At 72.9% G+C, this 18,789-nt stretch carries 17 protein-coding genes; 13 read left to right on the top strand and 4 right to left on the bottom strand.

All coding sequences use genetic code 11. The annotated features are described in order from the left end of the window. Positions 1-133: 133 nt before the first annotated feature. The 4 genes from ACWEPF_RS10290 (at position 134) to ACWEPF_RS10275 (ending at position 3,307) form a co-directional block, all read left to right on the top strand. Positions 134-892, top strand: coding sequence for a DUF4190 domain-containing protein (locus ACWEPF_RS10290; RefSeq protein WP_452172242.1), 759 nt, complete (start codon positions 134-136; stop codon positions 890-892). 216 nt (positions 893-1,108) lie between these two features. Continuing rightward, a complete protein-coding gene (locus ACWEPF_RS10285; protein WP_452172241.1) occupies positions 1,109-1,855 on the top strand; it encodes a hypothetical protein in 747 nt (248 codons plus the stop codon). A 274-nt stretch (positions 1,856-2,129) separates the two neighbouring features. After that, positions 2,130-2,882, top strand: coding sequence for a glycosyltransferase family 2 protein (locus tag ACWEPF_RS10280; protein ID WP_452172295.1), 753 nt, complete (start codon positions 2,130-2,132; stop codon positions 2,880-2,882). Between the two features lie 110 nt (positions 2,883-2,992). Further along, entirely contained in the window at positions 2,993-3,307 is a 315-nt protein-coding gene (locus ACWEPF_RS10275; RefSeq protein ID WP_452172240.1) for a hypothetical protein, read from the top strand. 48 nt (positions 3,308-3,355) lie between these two features. Here the strand turns inward: ACWEPF_RS10275 and ACWEPF_RS10270 are convergent, their stop codons facing one another. The 3 genes from ACWEPF_RS10270 to ACWEPF_RS10260 form a co-directional block, all read right to left on the bottom strand. After that, complete coding sequence (locus ACWEPF_RS10270; protein ID WP_452172239.1) at positions 3,356-3,943, bottom strand: SMI1/KNR4 family protein; 588 nt, start codon at positions 3,941-3,943, stop codon at positions 3,356-3,358. A 2-nt stretch (positions 3,944-3,945) separates the two neighbouring features. Then, complete coding sequence (gene ligA, locus ACWEPF_RS10265; protein WP_452172238.1) at positions 3,946-6,000, bottom strand: NAD-dependent DNA ligase LigA; 2,055 nt, start codon at positions 5,998-6,000, stop codon at positions 3,946-3,948. Positions 6,001-6,092: 92 nt separating this feature from the next. Continuing rightward, positions 6,093-6,734, bottom strand: a complete 642-nt coding sequence (locus ACWEPF_RS10260; protein ID WP_452172237.1) for a WHG domain-containing protein — start codon at positions 6,732-6,734, stop codon at positions 6,093-6,095. A 131-nt stretch (positions 6,735-6,865) separates the two neighbouring features. On the opposite strand from ACWEPF_RS10260, the gene ACWEPF_RS10255 reads away from it, so the two are divergent. Beyond that, positions 6,866-7,897: a medium chain dehydrogenase/reductase family protein gene (locus ACWEPF_RS10255; RefSeq protein WP_452172236.1), complete on the top strand. Its 1,032-nt coding sequence runs from the start codon at positions 6,866-6,868 to the stop codon at positions 7,895-7,897. 148 nt (positions 7,898-8,045) lie between these two features. Next, entirely contained in the window at positions 8,046-10,424 is a 2,379-nt protein-coding gene (locus ACWEPF_RS10250; protein WP_452172235.1) for a cellulose binding domain-containing protein, read from the top strand. Between the two features lie 16 nt (positions 10,425-10,440). Here ACWEPF_RS10250 and ACWEPF_RS10245 read toward each other — a convergent pair whose 3' ends face one another. Continuing rightward, a complete protein-coding gene (locus ACWEPF_RS10245) occupies positions 10,441-11,220 on the bottom strand; it encodes an IclR family transcriptional regulator (RefSeq protein ID WP_345281529.1) in 780 nt (259 codons plus the stop codon). Between the two features lie 120 nt (positions 11,221-11,340). On the opposite strand from ACWEPF_RS10245, the gene ACWEPF_RS10240 reads away from it, so the two are divergent. The 7 genes from ACWEPF_RS10240 (at position 11,341) to ACWEPF_RS10210 (ending at position 18,769) form a co-directional block, all read left to right on the top strand. Next, positions 11,341-12,681: a sugar ABC transporter substrate-binding protein gene (locus ACWEPF_RS10240; RefSeq protein ID WP_452172234.1), complete on the top strand. Its 1,341-nt coding sequence runs from the start codon at positions 11,341-11,343 to the stop codon at positions 12,679-12,681. Continuing rightward, positions 12,681-13,658, top strand: coding sequence for a carbohydrate ABC transporter permease (locus tag ACWEPF_RS10235; RefSeq protein WP_452172233.1), 978 nt, complete (start codon positions 12,681-12,683; stop codon positions 13,656-13,658). Before ACWEPF_RS10240 ends, ACWEPF_RS10235 begins: the two co-directional genes overlap by 1 nt. After that, a complete protein-coding gene (locus ACWEPF_RS10230; RefSeq protein WP_452172232.1) occupies positions 13,655-14,530 on the top strand; it encodes a carbohydrate ABC transporter permease in 876 nt (291 codons plus the stop codon). Before ACWEPF_RS10235 ends, ACWEPF_RS10230 begins: the two co-directional genes overlap by 4 nt. A gap of 63 nt (positions 14,531-14,593) precedes the next feature. Then, a complete protein-coding gene (locus ACWEPF_RS10225; RefSeq protein WP_452172231.1) occupies positions 14,594-15,532 on the top strand; it encodes a 5-dehydro-4-deoxyglucarate dehydratase in 939 nt (312 codons plus the stop codon). Further along, the gene (locus ACWEPF_RS10220) at positions 15,532-16,788 is read left to right on the top strand and encodes a glucarate dehydratase family protein (RefSeq protein ID WP_452172230.1); all 1,257 of its coding nucleotides are present in this window, start codon (positions 15,532-15,534) and stop codon (positions 16,786-16,788) included. Before ACWEPF_RS10225 ends, ACWEPF_RS10220 begins: the two co-directional genes overlap by 1 nt. Continuing rightward, entirely contained in the window at positions 16,785-17,951 is a 1,167-nt protein-coding gene (locus ACWEPF_RS10215) for a hypothetical protein (protein WP_452172229.1), read from the top strand. Before ACWEPF_RS10220 ends, ACWEPF_RS10215 begins: the two co-directional genes overlap by 4 nt. Further along, positions 17,948-18,769 (top strand): NAD-dependent epimerase/dehydratase family protein, encoded by an 822-nt coding sequence (locus ACWEPF_RS10210; protein ID WP_452172228.1) that lies wholly within the window; start codon positions 17,948-17,950, stop codon positions 18,767-18,769. The genes ACWEPF_RS10215 and ACWEPF_RS10210 overlap by 4 nt, the downstream gene beginning before the upstream one ends. Positions 18,770-18,789: the final 20 nt, after the last annotated feature.

Below are 18,789 nucleotides of genomic sequence, written 5' to 3'. Positions count from 1 at the left end.
CGGCGGGCCGAAAGTCCGTCGACTGTACTGCCGGGGTGTGATCAACTGTGCGGCGGCCTGCCGGGCGAGGCGGATTCAGGTGTCGTTCCCGGGCCCGACTCGCCGCTCGATCACGACTGCCTTGGAGACTCTCGTGTCCGCTGACGGACGGAACGCACAGGAGGTCGGTGCCGTCGAGGCGGCGACCGCGCACACGGACCACACCGACCGCGTGGAGGAACGGCCCGAGCAGAGCGAGGCGTTCAGGGCGTTCGTGCGCGGCCCCGAGCAGGACGATCCCGGTGCGAGGCCCGGCTGGAGCCTCCTGGCGTACGCCTCGCTGGTCCCCGGATTCGTCGGTTTCCTCTGGCCGTTGGGCCTGCTGCTGGGCGTCGCGGCACTGCTGCGGATCCGGCGGACCAAGCAGACCGGCCGCTGGGCGGCGGTGGCGGGCCTGGTGCTCTGCTCGATCTGGGGGATCATCGGAACCTCCGTGTTCGGCACCGGGATGTCCGACGACCAGCACGCCCGGACGGTGAGCGGGCACGACCTGAAGGTCGGTGACTGCTTCGGCCTCCCGTCGTCCGGGGTGCATCTGGCCCGGGAGGTGACGGCTGTCCCGTGCGCGCAGCTCCACCACGGCGTGGTGTTCGCCCTCGCGGACCTGGGCGACGCGGTGAACGGCGGCGCGGCCGACCAGGCGGACGGGGCGGGCAAGGCCTGCGCGGGACTGGCGGCCGACCACCTGCGACGGGGCGGGGCGGTTCCCGCCTCGGCCGGGATCGAATACCTCCTGCCGTTGGGCAACACCGTGACGCTGCGGACGCGGCGCACGGTGGTCTGCGCCTTCGTGGAACCGACAACCGGCTGGACGGGAGGCCTGCCTGAGGGTTCGTCCACGTCGAATCGGTAGGCGTCCGGCAGTCTGAGGTCGATGGAGAGAAAGTTCCTGCCCCTGCGGTCTGTGGTGTTTTCCCGAATGGGCAGGAATTGGCTGCGGATTGTGCCCTGGAGGGACGTTGGCGGCCCAATTTCCAGCTGTGGCCGACGAGTTCCGCCGAATGCCGCTGTTACAGTTCCGCCTCCGTATCCCGATCGGATTGTCGACCCAGGTGATTTGGAGTTTTCGTTGAACGTTCGTAAGCCGGCTGCTGCGGCTGCTCTGGTGTGTGCCGTCCTCGCGTTGTCGGCCTGCGGTTCCGGCAGCAAGCCCGCCGCCGCTCCGGCCGCGTCCACGCCCGTTGCCCCGGTGTCGCCGACGGCGGGTGGCGGTGCTCAGGCGTCCGCTCCGGCGGCGTCAGCGGGTGCGTCGGCGGGTGTCTCGGCGGGTGCGTCGAAGAGCGCTCCGGCGAACGGCGGGAAGGCGGCCGCGGATCTGCAGCCCTGCTACAGCGCGGAGAAGCAGAGCGACGCCAAGGCGGAGGTGATCGCGCTGGACGCGAGTGCGAGCCCGCGGATCACGGCGGTGCTGAAGATCACCAGCACTGCCGCCCAGGACTGCGTGGTGTACGGCGGTCCGGACGTCCGGATCGAGAACGGTGCGCCCGTGTTCTCGAAGCTGAACTCCGCTCAGCTCGGGAGTGGCACCTTCGCCGGTGACAAGGCCCACGGCGTGGTCCTGCACAAGGGTGCGGCGCTCTTCCAGCCGGTCGCCTGGTGGGCCTCCCCGCCGGTCGCCGACACCCCGAACGCCGCGTGCACCACCGGCACGATGCTGGCGTTCTCGTACGCGGAGGAGGCCATGGTGCTGGCCGCGCCGGTGAAGGACCTGCGGGTCTGCCCGGAGCGGCAGCAGGGGTCGGTGCAGGCGCGGATCGGTGTGCCGCAGGCGAGCGAGGCGGAGGCCAAGGCCCAGCTGAAGGCTGCCGCGAAGTAGGGGTGGGCGGCGCTCCCCGGCGGACCTCTGCGGCGTCGGCCGGGTCCGGTCCGGCGGGGAGCCCGTTCGGTCGTGGCGGTTGGCCTGCGGAGGTCCGGCCGGCCGGGTGGACGTGAACCGGGTCCCGGGGTGGGTCGGTGGTGGTCAGGGGCTTGGTACGGTTCTGGTGCACGTCCTGGCCGGTGGGAGTCCTGCGTGGTCTCGGGCGGTGGCGGGGGCAACCATGACGACTCCGATCTGAGTAATGAGGACTGCGGTGCTGGTTTCTGTGGTGATGCCGGTTCACAACTCGGCGGCCACGCTGGGGGCGTCGGTGCGCTCCGTGCTGGCGCAGACCCACGCCGACGTGGAGCTGCTGGTCACCGACGACGCGTCCACGGACGCGTCGATGGAGATGCTGCGGGAGCTGGCGCGCCAGGACGAGCGGGTGAAGCCGGAGGCGGCGCCCGGGCAGGGCGGTGCGGCCAAGGCGCGGAACCTGGCGCTGGCGCGGGCGCAGGGCGACTACGTGGCGTTCCTCGACAGCGATGACATGTGGCTGCCGGAGAAGCTGGAGAAGCAGCTGGCGTTCGCGGCGGAGGGCGATGCCCCGCTGACGTTCACCTCGTACTACAAGGTGGACGGGGACTACGTCGGCGAGGCCGCCGACTTCGTGCCGAACGGGCGCGTCGTCGAGGCGCGGGAGCGCGTGACGTACCGGGAGATGCTGCAGCAGGACCACATCGGGGCGCTGACCGCGATGTACGACCGGGCGGCGCTCGGGACGCGGCTGATGCCGGACATGCCGAAGCGGCAGGACTACGCGCTCTGGCTGGCGATCATGCGGGACGGGCGCCCCGCCCGGGGCCTGCGGGAGCCGCTGGCGGTCTACCGGGCCGGGCGGGCGGGGTCGCTGTCGTCCAACAAGCTGAACCTGGTCGGGCACAACTGGCGGCTGTACCGGGAGTTCGAGCACCTGTCGCTGATGCGGTCGACGCGGGCGCTGGCCGGTGCGGCCTGGCACTCGGTGCGGAAGTCCCGCATCTGACGCTCCGTCCGGGCTGGTGACCGGGACGGTTCACCGGGCTGGCGCCGGTCGGGAACGGCCGGTTGGATGGCGTCAGCCGTTCCCATCCCGACGGAGCCAGGAGTCGGCACGTGACCGCTGACGAGCTGTTCGACGAGATCGCCACCGACCTCGCCCCGCGCGGTGCCATCGCCGGGGCGATGTTCGGCAAGCGTGCCCTCAAGGCGCACGGCAAGGCCTTCGTCTGCCTCAAGGACAACCTGCTGGCCTTCCGGCTCGGTGCCGGCACCGCCGCCCACGCCGAAGCGCTCGCGCTGCCGGAGGCCGAACTCTTCGACCCCTCCGGCAAGCACCGCCCGTTCAAGGACTGGGTCGCCGTCCCCGCGGCCCAGGCGCACACCTGGCCCCACTACGCGGAGCTCGCGCTCGGCGGCCTCGACGGATGATTGCGGGCCCGCGGTGCTGTCGCCGCGCTGGACCCGGGGGACGGCCGGTCAGGCGTCGCGCAGGTCACCGTTCCAGTCGCCGATGGCGTGCCAGAGGCGCCCGCGGTCCATCAGGATCTCGCCGGCCATGCGGTACTCGCCCGTGAGCAGCGAGAAGAGGAAGGCGGCCAGGCCGCCGTCGAAGACGTCCCAGACCTCGATCTCCTGGAACCAGACGACGACCGGCCAGGTGTCCGGGTCCTGATCGTTGGTCAGCCAGAAGAAGTAGTTGCCGAAGGTGTCCCCGCCCCAGGAGAGCAGGCCGCCCGGGGCGGGGAACATCGGGTACGGGGGCGTCGGGGACGTCTCGTCGGGGAACTTGGGCTCCTCGTGGACGTACTCGACCTGGTCACCGACGTCGGCGGTCGCCGCGATGACGGCTGCGAACCCCTCCCCGTAGTAGTTCTTCCGGGACGGGCCGTGGATCCCGAGGTCCTCGCGGATGCGGATGGATCCGTAGGTGTCGATCAGCCGGCGGTAGTCCGAGGGGAACCGGAGGTCCGGGTGGGCCGCCGGGGCCAGCTCCCACGGGACCGGGGCCGGGTGGTGGGTGGGCGGGCCGAGGAGGTCGGTGAGGTGGTCGATGGGCTGGTGCACCGTCAGGCCTCGGGGAGGTGGGCGGCGACGAGGGTGGCGAAGTCCTCGGGGGTGAGGATGCGGATGTTGAGCTCCTCGGCCTTGGTGCGCTTGGAGCCGGCCTTCTCGCCGGCGACCAGGAGGGTGGTGCGCTTGGAGACGGAGGAGGAGGCCTTGCCGCCGGCGCGCTCGATGAGTTCGTTCATCTCGTTGCGGGAGAGGGCGGCGAGGGCGCCGGTCATGGAGCCGGTGACGACGACGGCTTCGCCGGAGAGGGGGCCGGTGGGGGCGGTGGGGGAGTCCGGGGAGGGGGTGGCGGGGAGGACGGGCTCGGTGATCTGGGTGCCGACGTTCTGGGCCGTCAGCTTGTCGAGGAGGGGGGCGAGTTCGAGGAGTTCGGCGGCGACGACGCGGGCCTTCTCGGTGCCGATGCCGGGGACCTGGGCGAGGGTGTCGGCGTCGGCCGCGCGGATGGCGGCGAGCGAGCCGAAGTGGGCGGCGAGGCGGCGGGACATGGTGCGGCCGGTGCCGCGGACGCCGAGGGCGCAGAAGACGCGGTTGAGCGGCTGGCTGCGGGCGGTCTCGATGGCGGCGAGGAGGTTGTCGGCGGAGGTGTCGCCCATCCGCTCCAGCGTGAGGAGCTGATCCCGGGTCAGGGTGAAGAGGTCGGCGATGTCGGTGACCAGGCCGGACTCGACGAGCTGGACGGCGCGGGTGTGGCCGAGGCCCTCGATGTCGAGCTGGTCGCGGCCGGCGGCGTAGATGACCGAGGCGACGGCCTGGCAGTTGCGGCCGCGGACGCAGCGCCAGCGCTGCTCGGAGGCGTCGATCTCGTCGCCGCAGCGGGGGCAGGCGGTGGGGAAGACGATCGCGGTCTCGGCGCCGGTGCGCTGGTCGGCGAGCGGGGCCTCGACGCGGGGGATGACGTCGCCGGCGCGGTAGACGAAGACCTGGTCACCGATCATCAGGTCGCGGCGGGTGATGTCGGCGGGGTTGTGGAGGGTGGCGTAGGTGACGGTGACGCCGTCGATGACCACCGGCTCCAGGACGGCGCGCGGGGCGATGATGCCGGTGCGGCCGACGTTCCACTCCACCTCCAGCAGGCGGGTGACCTTGTGCTCGGCGGCGAGCTTGCGGGCCACCGCCCAGCGCGGGGCGCGGGAGCCGGAGCCGGCCTGGTGGCGGTCGGCGGCGGTGTCGGCCTTGACCACGACGCCGTCGATGCCGAAGGGGAGGGCGCTGCGCAGCGCGGCGATCTCGTCGATGCGCTGCTGGGCGGCGTCCAGGGTCTCGCAGCGGAGCGGGGCGGCGGCGGTGGTCGCGGCGGTGTTGGCGCCGAGCACGGCCAGGGAGGCGAGCAGCTCGCTGTGGGAGAGGCCGAGGTCGAGGCCGATGGCGTCGTAGGCGAAGAAGGTGAGCTCGATCCGGTAGGGGCGGTCCTTGGCGCGGAGCGTCCCGGCGGCGCCGCTGCGCGGGTGGGCGAAGGCGGGGGCCTCGTGGGCGAGGCGGATCCGGTTCGCCTCCTCGAACTGGGCGGTGGTGAGCAGGACTTCGCCGCGCAGCTCGACGTCGATCGGCTCGCTGAGGACGGCGGGCAGGCCGAGGATCGCGTCGGCGGCGTGGGTGATGTCCTCACCGGCCAGGCCGTCGCCGCGGGTGAGCATCTGGACCAGCTTGCCGCCCTGGTAGCGGGCCGCCATCGCGAGGCCGTCGAGCTTGGGCTCCACGCACCAGGCGGCCACCGGGCGGCCGAGGCGGCGCTCCAGGCCGGCGGCCCAGTCGGTGAGCTCCTGGGCGTCGAAGACGTTGTCGAGGGAGAGCATCGGCACCGAGTGCGGCACGTCGCCCTGGACGGCGCCGCCGGCCACCTTGCCGGTGGGGGAGTCGGGCAGGACCTCGGTGGGGTGCTCGTCCTCGTAGGCGGTGATGGCGCGCAGGAGGGCGTCGTACTCGTCGTCGCCGAGCGGCGTGGAGCCGTCGGTGTAGTACGCGGCCGAAGCCGCGACCGCGGTGGCGACCGCGTCGGCGTAGTCGGCAGGGGAGAGCAGCGGCGAGGTGGTGTCCGTCATGGGAACCATCATCCTGACCAGCACTGACAATCGAGCGGAGCGCGCACCGCGCGCGTGGGACGTGTTCTGACGAGGCTTCATCCGGCGGGCCTCCGCAGCGGTCAGCCGGCCGCGAGGGCCTCCGCTTCGGCGGTGTAGAGCTCGGCGGGGTCGAAGCCCATGCCGGTGAAGTGCCCCGCCAGTTCGAGGGAGATCACGCCGTGCAGGCGGGTCCAGAAGGTGAGGGCGCGGCGGAGGGCCGAGGGCGGGGCCGGGTGCTCTCCGGCCCAGGCCCGGTGCTCGGCCAGGTGCCGGTCGAGCGGGGTGGGCGGCGTGGCGGGGGGCTGCGCGGCGGTGTGGGCGTCGAGGAGCACCGTCATGACCTCGGCGGCGATCCGCGTGGTGGCCTCGGGGGCGTGGTAGCCGGGCACGGGCGTGCCGTAGATCAGGAAGTAGCGCTGGGGGTCCGCCAGGGCCCAGCGGCGCAGGGCGTGGGCGAGGCCGACGAGGTCGGCGCCGGCCCCGGCGGCCTCCTGGACGGCGTCCGCCATGCCGCGGTAGGCGTCCTTGACGAGTTCGCTGATCAGCTCGTCGCGGTTGGCGAAGTAGCGGTAGAGGGCCGGTCCGCTCATGCCCATCTGCTTGGCGATGGCGTTGAGGGAGAGGGCGGAGGCCCCGGCGGCGGCGACCTGCGTCCAGGCGTGCTGCTTGATCTCTTCCTGCACCTGGGCGCGGTAGCGCTCCCGCGGCGTCCTGGTGTCCACGTCGTTGCTCCCCGGGTTGCGGACCGTCAGTTCAGTTAGAGGTTATCACTGGAGCTCTTGACTCTCACTCAGCCGGTTCGTTAGAACTTATAACGAACGCGAAGGCATCTACCGAGAAGGTCGTGAGGATCATGGGAAACGCACAGCTCGTCGAGGTCGTCCTGCCCGGCGTCGTGGCTCCGGAGGGCCTGCAGATCCGTCAGGGAGCCGTTCCGGCGGCCGGTCCGGGGCAGGTCGTGATCGCCATGGAGGCGACGGGCGTGTCGTTCGCCGAGCAGCAGATGCGCCGTGGGCGGTACTACGACCAGCCGCCGTTCCCGTTCGTGCCGGGGTACGACCTGGTGGGCCGGGTCCTGACGGCCGGTCAGGGTGTGGATCCGGCCCTGGTGGGCCGCCGGGTCGCCGTGCTGATGAAGGTGGGCGGGTGGGCCAGCCACGTGGTGGTCGACGCCAGGGACGCGGTCGAGGTCCCGGACGGCCTCACGGCGGCGGAGGCCGAGACCGCAGTGCTCAACGGGATCACCGCCTGGCAGATGCTGCACCGCAAGGCCCGGGTGCGCGCCGGGCAGACCGTGCTGGTGCACGGCGCGAGCGGCGGCGTGGGCTCCGTCCTGGTCCAACTCGCCCGTGCGGCAGGCGTGAAGGTGATCGGTACCGCCTCCGTCCGGCACCACGACAGCCTGCGCGAGCGGGGGGTGGTCCCGGTCGACTACCGCGACGGCGACGTGCCCGCCCGGGTCCGGGAGCTGGCGCCCGGTGGCGTGGACGCCGTCTTCGACCACCTCGGCGGCCGGAGCGTCATCGACTCCTGGCGCCTGCTCGCCCCCGGCGGGGCCCTCGTCGCCTACGGAAGCGCCTCCACCCGTGACGACACCGGCTCCAAGCAGTGGCCCGTTTTGAAGATCCTCGGCCGCGTCTGGCTGTGGAACGCCCTGCCCAACCGGCGCCGCGCGTACTTCTACAACGTCTGGGCTGGCCGGGCCGTGAGCGCGGCCCGCTTCCGTGCCCGGCTGCGGGCCGACCTCACCGAGGTCTTCGCCGCCGTGCTCCGGGGTGAGGTCACCGCCCCCGTCGCCGCGACCCTGCCGCTCGCCCAGGCCGCCGAGGCGCTGCGCCTCGCCGAGTCGAGCACCGTCACCGGCAAGATCGTCCTCACTCCCTGAGATGCTCCGGCTGTCCACATACATGGACGGTGAATTTATTTCCGCCTCCCGTCTTGACCTGTGGAGGACTGGTCTACACCATGAGGGCCATCCCTTTCCCCCACACCAGGGAGGAACTACCTTGCCCAGCAAGCCCCTTGGGGCCCTCATGTCCGCAGCGGCGCTCGCCACCACGGCCGCCCTGCTGCTCTCCTTCGGGCCGGCCGCCCAGGCCGGCGCCACTGCCGCTGCCGGCGGCCTGGACCTGTCCGCGGCCAACCGCCGTGCCCCGATCCCCGGCCTGTACGACTGGTCGAAGGCCGGGTACCGGGGCGGCGCCGACCTGCCCGGGCCCGCCCAGACCACCCCGGACGCGGCCTGTCAGATCACCGCCGCCGAGCTGGCCGGCCAGTTCGGCGTGAAGCCGGACGACGGGGCCGACGACACCGCCGGCCTGCAGCGGGCGATCGACCAGATCAGCACCGGCTGCTCCCCGGCCGCCGGGTACGACCGGCTCTCACTGATCACGCTGCCCGTCGGGGTGCTCAACGTGTCCCACCAGATCGGTGTGGATGCCGACTTCCTGACGATCCGTGGAGCGGGCAGCGGTGCTGGCGGCACCCGGATCGTCTTCCGGCCGGACGCCGACACGCGCTACGACACCCTGACCGAGGACGGTTCGGACTGGGACGAGGACGGCATGACCTCGGGTTCGGCCAAGGGCGGCTGGACGTGGCCGGGCCGCGGGGTCTTCCGGGTCCAGTCCCGGGCGGTGCACTCGAGTTACGCGTCCGAGTACGCGGCCGCCGCCGCCAACCGCAAGGACCTGTTCGAGGGGACGGTCAACGTCCACTGGAAGGCCGGCCTGAAGCTCCGCGAGAAGGCGGGCGGGGCGGGCTTCGCGGCCCGGACCGGGGACACCGTGGTCCCGCTGGCCACCGGCAGTGCGCTCACCGGGCTCCAGGTCGGCGGGCTGGTGAACATCCGGGCGGCCAACTCGCTGAAGTTCTACGCCGAACAGGACATCCAGCCGGGCGACGGCACGCTCCAGAACATCCACATGCGGCAGCAGATCTTCACCGTGACCGCGATCGACTCCGCCAACCGGACCATCACGCTGAACAAGCCGCTGGAGTACGACGTCCCGGTCGACTCCGTCTCGGACGGCTCCGCGCCGATCGACGGCGCGGCATACGCCTCGAAGGCCTCCCCGATCGTCGACCCGGTGCTCGGCGTGGGCCTGGAGGACTTCGCGCTGACCCAGGACGAGCCCGGGCTGAGCGCCGCCGACGCCGTGCACAACTACGGCAACATGTCGCCCGCCGAGGCCATCCACGGCATCGTCCTCAAGTGGGCGGCCGACTCCTGGGTGCGCGGGGTGCGGACCGAGATGACCGGCTCCCACCCGATCGTCACGGAGGAGGCGTACCACGTCCAGATCGTGAACAACCAGCTCGACGGGTCGTGGAACAAGGGCAAGGGCGGCAACGGCTACTTCCGCGGCTCCCGGGTCTGGGACTCCCTCTACGCCGGCAACACCTCGCGGAACCTGCGGCACTTCACCTTCCAGTGGTCCGCCTCGGGCAACGTCGCGATCGGCAACGACTTCGACTCCGACCTGAACCTGCACGGGGGTTGGGAGCGCAACAACCTCTTCGAGCTGAACACGGTGGCGGTGCCGTACGACCACCGCTCCGCCAACTGCCGTGCCAACTGCGGCGAGGAGGGCGGGGGAGGCACCGACGCCTCCACCTGGTACCCGATCTGGTGGGCCGCCGGGAAGAAGGCCGTGAAGTGGTCGGGCTCCAGCGGGCCGCGCAACGTTTTCTTCGGCAACACCATGACCAAGCAGACCGCGGTCGGTGCGGCGTACACCCCGTACTACGCGGACCGGCAGCGGATCTACCAGTTCGGCTGGAGCGGGACCGCCTGGAAGCACCTGGACACGGGTGGGACGGCGATCCCGGACTGGGCCGGTCGTGAGCAGCTCGACTACACGGGCGGGCACGGCGTCGACGCGACGAGGACGGACGGCGGGCCCTCGCTCTTCCTGAAGACGGTGGGCACCTCCACCCCGAGCCCGAGCCCGAGTCCGAGCGCGAGCCCGAGTCCGAGCGCGAGCCCGAGTCCGAGCGCGAGCCCGAGTCCGAGCGCGAGCCCGAGTCCGAGCGCGAGCCCGAGCGCGAGCCCGAGCCCGAGCACGTCGCCGTCGAGCTCGCCGTCCCCGTCCCCGTCGCCGTCGACGTCGCCGACCACCGGCTGCCTGACGGCCCGGACGGTGAAGTCCTCGACCTGGAGCTCGGGTTACGGCATGGACGTGTTCGTGAAGAACAACTGCGCCGCCGCCCGCCAGGGTTGGACGGTGGAGTTCGACCTCCCGGCGGGCACCACCGTGTCCTCCAGCTGGTCCGCCGTCAGGACGCAGAGCGGGCAGCACTACACGTTCACCAACGTGGGCTGGAACGGCACCATCGCCCCCGGAGCCGAGCAGGGCTTCGGGTTCAATGCCGCCGGGACGGGTCTGCCCACCGCGCTGACCGCACGGTGACCCGGGCCCTGCGCCGTCAGCGGATGCCGTGACGGCGCAGGGTGGTGGCCAGGGCGGTGGCGTGCGACGTCACCGCCCTGGCCACCCGCGCGACCTCCTTGTCGGTCGCGGCGGCGGCCGGCATGGAGCAGCTCAGCGCGTCGGTGGCCGGGATGCGGTAGGGCACCGCGGCCGAGACGCAGGTGACGCCGACGGTGCCCTGCTCGCGCTCCAAGGCCCAGCCCCGGTCCCGGACTTCGGCCAGCGTCGCGTCGAGCGCGGCCCGGTCGGTGATGGTCTGCGGGGTGTAGGCGGGCAGCTCGCCGGGGAGCAGGGCGTCCACCTCCTGCTCGGTGAGGTCTGCGAGCAGTGCCTGACCGAGGGCGGTGAGGTGGACGGGCAGCCGGCGGCCGACCCGTGAGACGGCGCGGACGTTCTCGCGCGAGTCGCGGGTGGCGAGGTAGAGCACGTAGGCGTCGTCGCGGCGGGCGAAGTGCACGGTGTAGCCGATCGCGTCGCGCAGCGCCTCCAGCGCCTCCTGGGCGTACGGCAGGGCCGGGTCGCGGTCGAGGTAGGCGGTGCCGGAGAGCAGCGCGTGCGGGCCGACGCCGAAGGCGGAGCCGGTTTCGTCGGCCTCCACCCACTTGAGCTCGCGCAGGGTCCTGACCAGCGCGTGCAGGCTGCTGCGCGGGTAACCGAGGCGCTCCTGCAGGTCGTTGACGGTGAGTCGGGTGGGCGAGGCGGCGAGGGTCTCCAGGATGCGCACGGTGCGTTCCGCGGACTTCACCGTCGCGGCCTCGGGCTGGCCAGTGGCCATCGGTTCTCCATCCACATCCGTGTACCGGGACTGTTGACTCGCATCGTACAGCTGCCCTACTTTCACCTGGCAAGGTTCCACGCACAGAGATATCGTCCACATATGTAGACAGGAACGCCGATGCTCAGCAGAGCCGCACGAGCCTTCGCCGTCTCCCTCGCCGTCACCTTCGCCCTGAGTTCCGTGGCCGCCTGCGGCAGCGACGGCAGCGGGTCCACCGCATCCGGTGACGACAAGGCCCCCCTGGAGATCTGGGTGCGCAAGCCCCCGGGTTCCAACACCGAGAAGACCCACCAGAAGCTGGCCGCCGACTTCACCGCCGCCACCGGTGTCCCGGCCCACGTCACCGCGCTGTTCGACGACTTCGAGACCAAGCTGCAGCAGGCCGCCGCGCAGAAGAAGCTGCCGGACCTGATCGTCAACGACACAGCGCAGCTGGGCACCCTGGTCAAGCAGGGCCTGGTCCGCCAGGTCGACAAGGGCAAGGTGGCCGGCGGGGACCAGCTGATCCCGCAGGCCTGGGACGCCGCCCGGGCCGCCGACGGCAAGTACTACGGCGTGCCGTTCTCCGCGCAGACCTTCGCCCTGCTGGTCCGCAAGGACTGGCGGGAGAAGCTCGGCCTGGCACAGCCCACCAGCTGGGACCAACTCGACGCGCTGGCGAGCGCGTTCACCACCGGCGACCCGGACGGCAACGGCAAGGCCGACACCTACGGCTACGTCGTCCCCGGCAGCACCAAGCGCGGCTACCTGGACTGGTACGCCTCCAGCTTCCTGTGGTCCGCGGGCGGCGACTACTTCACCGGTGAACCCGGCAGCCTCAAGCCCGCGATCGCGGGCGAGCGCTCGGTGGCGGCCGTCGAGCGGCTGAAGAAGCAGTTCTGCGCCGACAAGAGCGTGGTCCCCGGCGCCGTCACCGCCGAGACCACCCAGGCGCACCCGCTGTTCGAGACCGGCAAGGGCGGGATCTACCTGACCGGGCCGTACAACATGGCCCGGTTCGACAAGAGCCTCGGCAAGGACAAGTACGAGGTGGTGCCGCTGCCCGCCGGGCCCGGCGGGAAGAGCGCGGTGCTGGCGGAGGGCGAGAACGTCTACCTGATGGCGGGCTCGAAGAACCCCAACGGCCAGCAGAGGTACGCCGAGTACCTGGCCGGGCCGCAGGGACAGCGGACCGGCATGGCGGGCGACACCGACGGCACCGTGGTCCGCCTCCCGGTGAACCGGACCGTCGACCTGGCGGCCGAGCGCACCGACGCCCGCTGGCAGGTGTTCGACAAGGTGTACCGGGAGGCCGGACGCTACGCCCCGGCGGTCCCCGAGTGGACCCCGTTCCGGCAGGCCTCGGCGGAGACGCTCAACGCCGTGGTCGCCGACTGCGGCTCCGACCCCAAGGCCGCCCTCGACAAGCTCGCCTCGACCTTCGCGGCGGAGCTCAAGAAGCAGGGGGCCGGCTCCTGATGGCGGCCACCGGCGTGGACCGCGCACCGAGGCCCGCCCCCGCCGGCCGGAGCCCCCGCCCGGCGGGGGCGCTGCCCGGGCGGCCGGCCCGCCGGTGGTACCGGCGGGGCCGACCCGCCCTGGTCCCCTGGCTGTTCCTGGCCCCCGCGCTGCTCCTCTTCGCGCTGTTCAAGTTCGTCCCCGCCGGCCGGGCGGTCGCGATGAGCTTCCACGAGGTTCGCCCCTACCTGGGCGACCGCTGGGTGGGGGCGGAGAACTACCGTCAGGTGCTCACCGACGACGCCTTCCTGACGGCGGTCTGGCACACCGTGCTGCTGGCGGTGGGTCAGACCGGCGGCTCGGTGCTGGTCGGGCTGGCGCTGGCGCTGCTGCTGGAGGGGCAGGCCCGGCACCTCTGGTTCGTCCGCACGGCCGTCTTCCTGCCGACCGTCGCCGCGATGGCGGTGGTGGCCGAGGTCTGGCGGATCCTCTACTACCCGGCGGCCGACGGGGCGGTGAACACCCTGCTGGGCTGGCTCGGTTCGGGCCCGTCGCAGTTCCTCAACAGCGAGGACAGCGCGCTCGGTTCGGTGATGGCGGTCGGGATCTGGCGCGGCGCCCCCTACGACATGATGATCTTCCTGGCGGCGCTGGCCGGGGTCGACCGGACCCTGTACGAGGCGGCCGCCGTGGACGGTGCGGGCGTCCGGCGCCGGGTGTGGCACGTGACGCTGCCCGCGCTGCGCCCCGCCTTCGCCATCCTGGTCACCCTCGCGGCGATCCGGGGGCTGCGGGTCTTCACCGAGATCTTCCTGCTCACCAACGGCGGGCCCAACGGCTCGACCGACGTGGTGATGACGCTGATCTACCGGCTCGGCCTGGAGCGCAACGAACTCGGCGTCGCCGCCGCCGGATCCGTGGTGCTGCTGGGCGCGACCGTGGTCCTCACACTGGCCGTCCGCGCCCGCCGGGGCGGAAAGGGAAGGGAGTCGCAGTGAACGCCGAACGGACCGGCCGCAGGGCCCGGGTCACCGACACCGCACTCGGGCTGGACTCCCTGAGGGGGCCGGTGAGTTGGGCGGCACGGGGCGTCCTGTACCTGGCCCTGGTGCTGGTCTTCGCCGGCCCGCTGCTGGCCCTGGTCTCCAGCGCCTTCTCCAAGGTCACCGACCCGACCTCGCTCACCCTGCTCCCCACCCACCTGACCCTGGCCAACTTCCGGGCCGCCGTCGACCGCGACGTCCTGCTCTACCTCACCAACTCCTTCCTGGTGGTGGGCGGCGGACTGCTGCTGCAGATCGCGGTCAGCGTCAGCGCGGCCTACGCCCTGGCCCGCAAGCGCTTCCGCGGCATGCACCTGGTGCTGCTGCTGGTCCTCAGCACGATGATGCTGCCGGAGGAGGTGCTGGCCATCCCGCTCTCCCTGGTGCTCTCCGACCTGGACCTGGTGGGCAGCCTGTTCGGGATGATCCTCCCGGTCGGGGCCTGGGCCTTCTCCATCCTGGTTACCGCCGAGTTCATGAAGGAGATCCCGGTCGAGCTGGAGGAGGCCGCCCGCCTGGACGGCGCCGGCGACCTGCGGATCTTCTGGTCCGTCATCCTCCCGCTCTGCCGCCCCGCCCTGGGCGTGATCGGCATCTTCGGCTTCACCATGATCTGGGACCAGTACCTGCTCCCGCTGCTGGTGGCCACCGACGCCCGGCAGTTCACCCTGCCCATCGCGCTGCGCACGCTGCGCGCCGACGAGGAGGTCGGGATCGGCGTGCTGCTCGCCTCCTCGCTGCTCGCCCTGCTGCCCAGCGTGCTGGTGTTCCTCGCCATGCAGCGGCAGTTCATGCGCGGCCTCACCTCCGGCGCCGTCAAGGGCTGACGCACGTCAAGGGCTGACGCACCCTCACCCCACCAACCGGCACCACCGACCCAAGGAGACCCCATGTACTCGAACGGGCTGCTGTCCTTCCCACTGACCCCGTTCACCGCGGACGACACCGTCGACCTCCCGGCCTTCGCCGAGCACGTCGAGCGGCAGGTCGCGGCCGGCCCGGACGCGCTCTTCGTCGCCTGCGGCACCGGCGAGTTCACCGCCCTCTCGCACGCCGAGTACCGGGACGTGGTGAGCACCGCCGTCAAGGTGGCCGGCGGCCGCCTGCCGGTGATGGCGGGCTGCGGCGGCGGGCCGCGCGCCGCCCACGAGTTCGCCCGCACCGCCGCCGAGGCCGGTGCCGACGGCCTGCTGCTGCTCCCGCCCTACCTGGTCTCCGCGCCCCCCAGCGGCCTGGTCGACCACGTCCGCTACGTCGCCGGTGCCACCGACCTGCCGGTCACCGTGTACCAGCGCGCCACCGCCGTGCTCGACGAGGCGGCGGCCGTCGCCCTGCTGGACATCCCCACCGTGGCCGGCATCAAGGACGGCCGCGGCGACGTCGACCACATGCTGCGCCTGGTCACCGCCGTCCGGTCCAGCGGCCACCCCCGGGCCGCCGCGTTCGGCTTCCTCAACGGCCTGCCCACCGCCGAACTCTCCGTCCAGGCCTACGAGGCGATCGGCGTGGGCAGTTACTCCTCCGCCGTCCTGTGCTTCGCCCCGGAGATCGCCACCGCCTTCAACCGGGCCGTGCGCAGCGGCGACCAGGCGACCGTCCAGCTGCTGCTCAGCGAGTTCTACCTGCCGTTCGTCGCCCTGCGCGACAAGGTGCCCGGCTACGCGGTCGCGCTGGTGAAGGCCGGGGCCCGGCTCTCCGGCCTCGACCTCGGCACCGTCCGCCCCCCGCTGGTGGACCCCACGCCCGAGCACCTGGAGCAGCTGGCCGGCATCCTGGCCCGCGGCCGCGCCGCCCTCACCGCCGCGGCCACCACCACCGCGGCCGCCTGATGCGGGTCCGCGCGGTGACCGTCACCCCGGTCGCCTTCCCCGACCCGGCGCTGCTCAACTCGGCCGGTGTGCACCAGCCGTGGGCGCTGCGCGCGATCGTCCAGCTGGACTGCGGCGACGGCCTCACCGGCCTCGGCGAGACCTACGGCGACGCCTCCCACCTGGAGCTGCTGCGCACCGTCGCACCCGCCCTGGTCGGCCTCGACCCCTTCCACACCAACGACCTGCTGCGCCGGACCACCCGGGCGCTCGGCGGCACCGACGCACCCGACCGGCACGGCCTGACCGGCGGCTCCAGCCCGCAGAAGACCGCGCTCAAGGTGGTGAGCCCGTTCGAGGTCGCCTGCCTGGACCTGCAGGGCCGGATCACCGGCCGGCCGGTGGCCGACCTGCTGGGCGGCCCGGTCCGCGACCAAGTCCCGTACTCCGGCTACCTGTTCTACAAGTGGGCGGGCCATCCGGGTGCGCCGGAGGACGAGTGGGGCCCGGCGCTCGACCCGGACGGGATCGTCGCCCAGGCCCGCCTGATGGTGGAGCGGTACGGCTTCGGCTCGCTCAAGCTCAAGGGCGGCGTCCTCCCGCCGGAGCAGGAGATCGAGGCGGTCCGGGCGCTGCGCGAGGCCTTCCCCGTCCACCCGCTCCGACTGGACCCCAACGCGGCCTGGACGGTGGAGACTTCGCGCAAGGTCGCGGCCGACACGGCGGGCCTGCTGGAGTACCTGGAGGACCCGACCCCCGGCATCCCTGGGATGGCCGAGGTCGCCCGGGAGGCGCCGATGCCGCTGGCCACCAACATGTGCGTGGTCGCCCCCGACGACCTCGCCCCGGGCTTCGCCGCGGGGGCGGTCGGGGTGGTGCTCGCCGACCACCACTACTGGGGCGGGCTGCGCCGCTCCGCCGAGCTCGCCGCGATCTGCCGCACCTGGGGCGTCGGCGTCTCCATGCACTCCAACAGCCACCTGGGCATCAGCCTGGCCGCCATGACCCACCTCGGCGCGGCGCTCCCCGAACTGAGCTACGCCGCCGACACCCACACCCCCTGGCAACTCGGCACCGACGTGGTCGCGGATCCGCTGCCGATCGTCGACGGCGCGGTGCGGGTGCCCGAGGGGCCCGGGCTCGGCGTCGAGCTCGACCCGGACGCCCTGGCCCGGCTGCACGAGAACTACCTGCGCTGCGGGATCCGGGAACGCGACGACACCGGCTACCGGCAGCAGTTCGAGCCCGACTTCCGCAAGCGGAGGCCCCGTTGGTGAACCACCCGACCGTCTCCGTGCACGCCTACCCGTGGGACGTCCTCGGCGATCCGGCCTTCGCCGACCGCTTCCGCGCCTGCGGTGCCGACGCGGTCACGCTGGCCCTCAGCTACCACTCCACCCGGGCGGCCACCCCGCTCCACCCGGAGCGCTCCTTCGTCGACGCCCGGTACGCCGCGCTCTACCGGCCGCTGCGGCCCGAGGCCTGGGCCGGCCACCGGCTCACCCCGCTCACCGCGGACTGGATGGCGCAGCCCGACCCGGCCGGCGAGGCGGTGGCGGTCCTCGCGGCCGAGGGGATCCCGGTCAACGCCTGGATCGTCCTCGCCCACAACTCCCGCCTCGGGTACCTGAACCCGGCCGTGTCCGTGGTCAACTGCCACGGCGAGCACTACCCGTACGCGCTCTGCCCCTCCCACGAACCGGTCCGGCAGCACTGCGCGACCCTGGCCGCGGAGGCCCTGCACGGGCTGCCGGGCGAGGCGGTCCGGACGGTGTCGCTGGAGTCGGCGGGCCAGCTCGGCGCCGTCCACCTGGGATGCCACGAGAAGAGCGACGGCGCCTACCCGCCGGAGGCCCTGCGGGCGCTCTCCGTCTGCTGCTGCGGGGCCTGCCGCCACGGCTGGCGCCGGCACGGCCTGGACGAGGAGAAGACGGTGGAGCTGCTGCGCAGCACCGCCCGCGGGGGCGGCCCGCTGCCGGAGGAGACCGCGGCCGCCCTGCTGGCGGTCCGTCAGGCCGCCACCGACGGGCTGCTCGGACGGGTGACGGCCGCCGTCCGTGCTGCGGCGCCCGGGGCCTCTCTCACCCTGCACGCCCACCCGGACCCGTGGGCCACCGGCCCCTCCCCGGGCCTGACCGCCAGCGCGGCCGGCCAGGTCGACGCCCTGCTGGTGCCGTGCTGGCCGACCGGGGAGGCCGGCGCGGACCTGGTCCGCGCGGCGGCCGCCACGGGCACCGCCGTCGACGCCTACGTCACCGCGCTCCCGCCCGCCGACCCCGACGCGCTGGCCGCGCACGTCCGGGGCCTGCGCGAGGCGGGCGCGAGCCGGCTCAGCCTCTACCACCTCGGCCTGCTGCCGGGGCACCGTCAGCACCTCCTGGCCGAGCTGGCCCAGGAGTTCCGATCGACTCCCGCCCGACCGGAGGGCCCACCGCGATGACCGAGCCCCGCACCGTCCTGCTCACCGGCGCCGCCGGTGGAGTCGCCGCCCACCTGCGGGCCCGGCTGCCCGCCCTGGGCCACCGGCTGCGCCTGGCGGACGTCCGGCCCCTCGCCGACGCACCCGACGCCCTCGCCTTCGACCTGCGCGACCCGGACGCCGTCCGTGAGGCCGTGCGCGGGGTGGACGCCGTGGTCCACCTCGGGGGAATCTCCCTGGAGGACACCTTCGAGAACATCCTGGGCGCCAACGTCCAGGGCACCTACCACCTCTACGAGGCCGTCCGGGCCGAGGGCGTCCGCCGGGTGGTGGTGGCCGGCAGCAACCACGCGGTCGGGTTCACCCCGCTGCCCGCCCCGGGGAGCGGCGACCTGATCGGCGCGGACGCGCCGCAGCGGCCCGACACCAACTACGGCCTCTCCAAGTCCTTCGCCGAGAACCTCGCCTCGTTCTACGCCGACCGGTACGGCATCGAGACGGTGACCATCCGGATCGGGTCCTGCTTCGAGGAGCCGCGCTCGGTCCGGATGCTCTCCACCTGGCTGAGCCCGGGCGACTGCGCCCGTCTGGTGCACGCCGCGCTCACCGCCCCCCTCGCACCCCCGCTCGCCCGGCACACCGTCGTCAACGGCATCAGCGCCAACACCCGCGCCTGGTGGGACCTGAGCACGGCCCGCGCGCTCGGCTACCGGCCGCAGGACGACGCCGAGGAGTACGCCGAGAAGGTGCTGGCCGTGCACGGCCCGCTCGACCCCGGCCATGTGGACGCCCGGCTGATCGGCGGTCACTTCACCGAGCTGGAACCCCCGCGCGCCTGACCCGCGCCCGACGACCCGAG

This window comes from Kitasatospora sp. NPDC004289 (assembly GCF_053602875.1).
This window is presented reverse-complemented; position numbering and strand designations above follow the sequence as displayed.

Coding starts and splice junctions, on each gene's coding strand:
- ACWEPF_RS10280 (WP_452172295.1), top strand. CDS start 2,130: ATGCCGGTTCACAACTCGGCGGCCACGCTGGGGGCGTCGGTGCGCTCC.
- ligA (WP_452172238.1), bottom strand. CDS start 6,000: ATGGTTCCCATGACGGACACCACCTCGCCGCTGCTCTCCCCTGCCGAC.
- ACWEPF_RS10255 (WP_452172236.1), top strand. CDS start 6,866: ATGGGAAACGCACAGCTCGTCGAGGTCGTCCTGCCCGGCGTCGTGGCT.
- ACWEPF_RS10250 (WP_452172235.1), top strand. CDS start 8,046: ATGTCCGCAGCGGCGCTCGCCACCACGGCCGCCCTGCTGCTCTCCTTC.
- ACWEPF_RS10245 (WP_345281529.1), bottom strand. CDS start 11,220: ATGGCCACTGGCCAGCCCGAGGCCGCGACGGTGAAGTCCGCGGAACGC.
- ACWEPF_RS10240 (WP_452172234.1), top strand. CDS start 11,341: ATGCTCAGCAGAGCCGCACGAGCCTTCGCCGTCTCCCTCGCCGTCACC.
- ACWEPF_RS10235 (WP_452172233.1), top strand. CDS start 12,681: ATGGCGGCCACCGGCGTGGACCGCGCACCGAGGCCCGCCCCCGCCGGC.
- ACWEPF_RS10225 (WP_452172231.1), top strand. CDS start 14,594: ATGTACTCGAACGGGCTGCTGTCCTTCCCACTGACCCCGTTCACCGCG.
- ACWEPF_RS10220 (WP_452172230.1), top strand. CDS start 15,532: ATGCGGGTCCGCGCGGTGACCGTCACCCCGGTCGCCTTCCCCGACCCG.
- ACWEPF_RS10210 (WP_452172228.1), top strand. CDS start 17,948: ATGACCGAGCCCCGCACCGTCCTGCTCACCGGCGCCGCCGGTGGAGTC.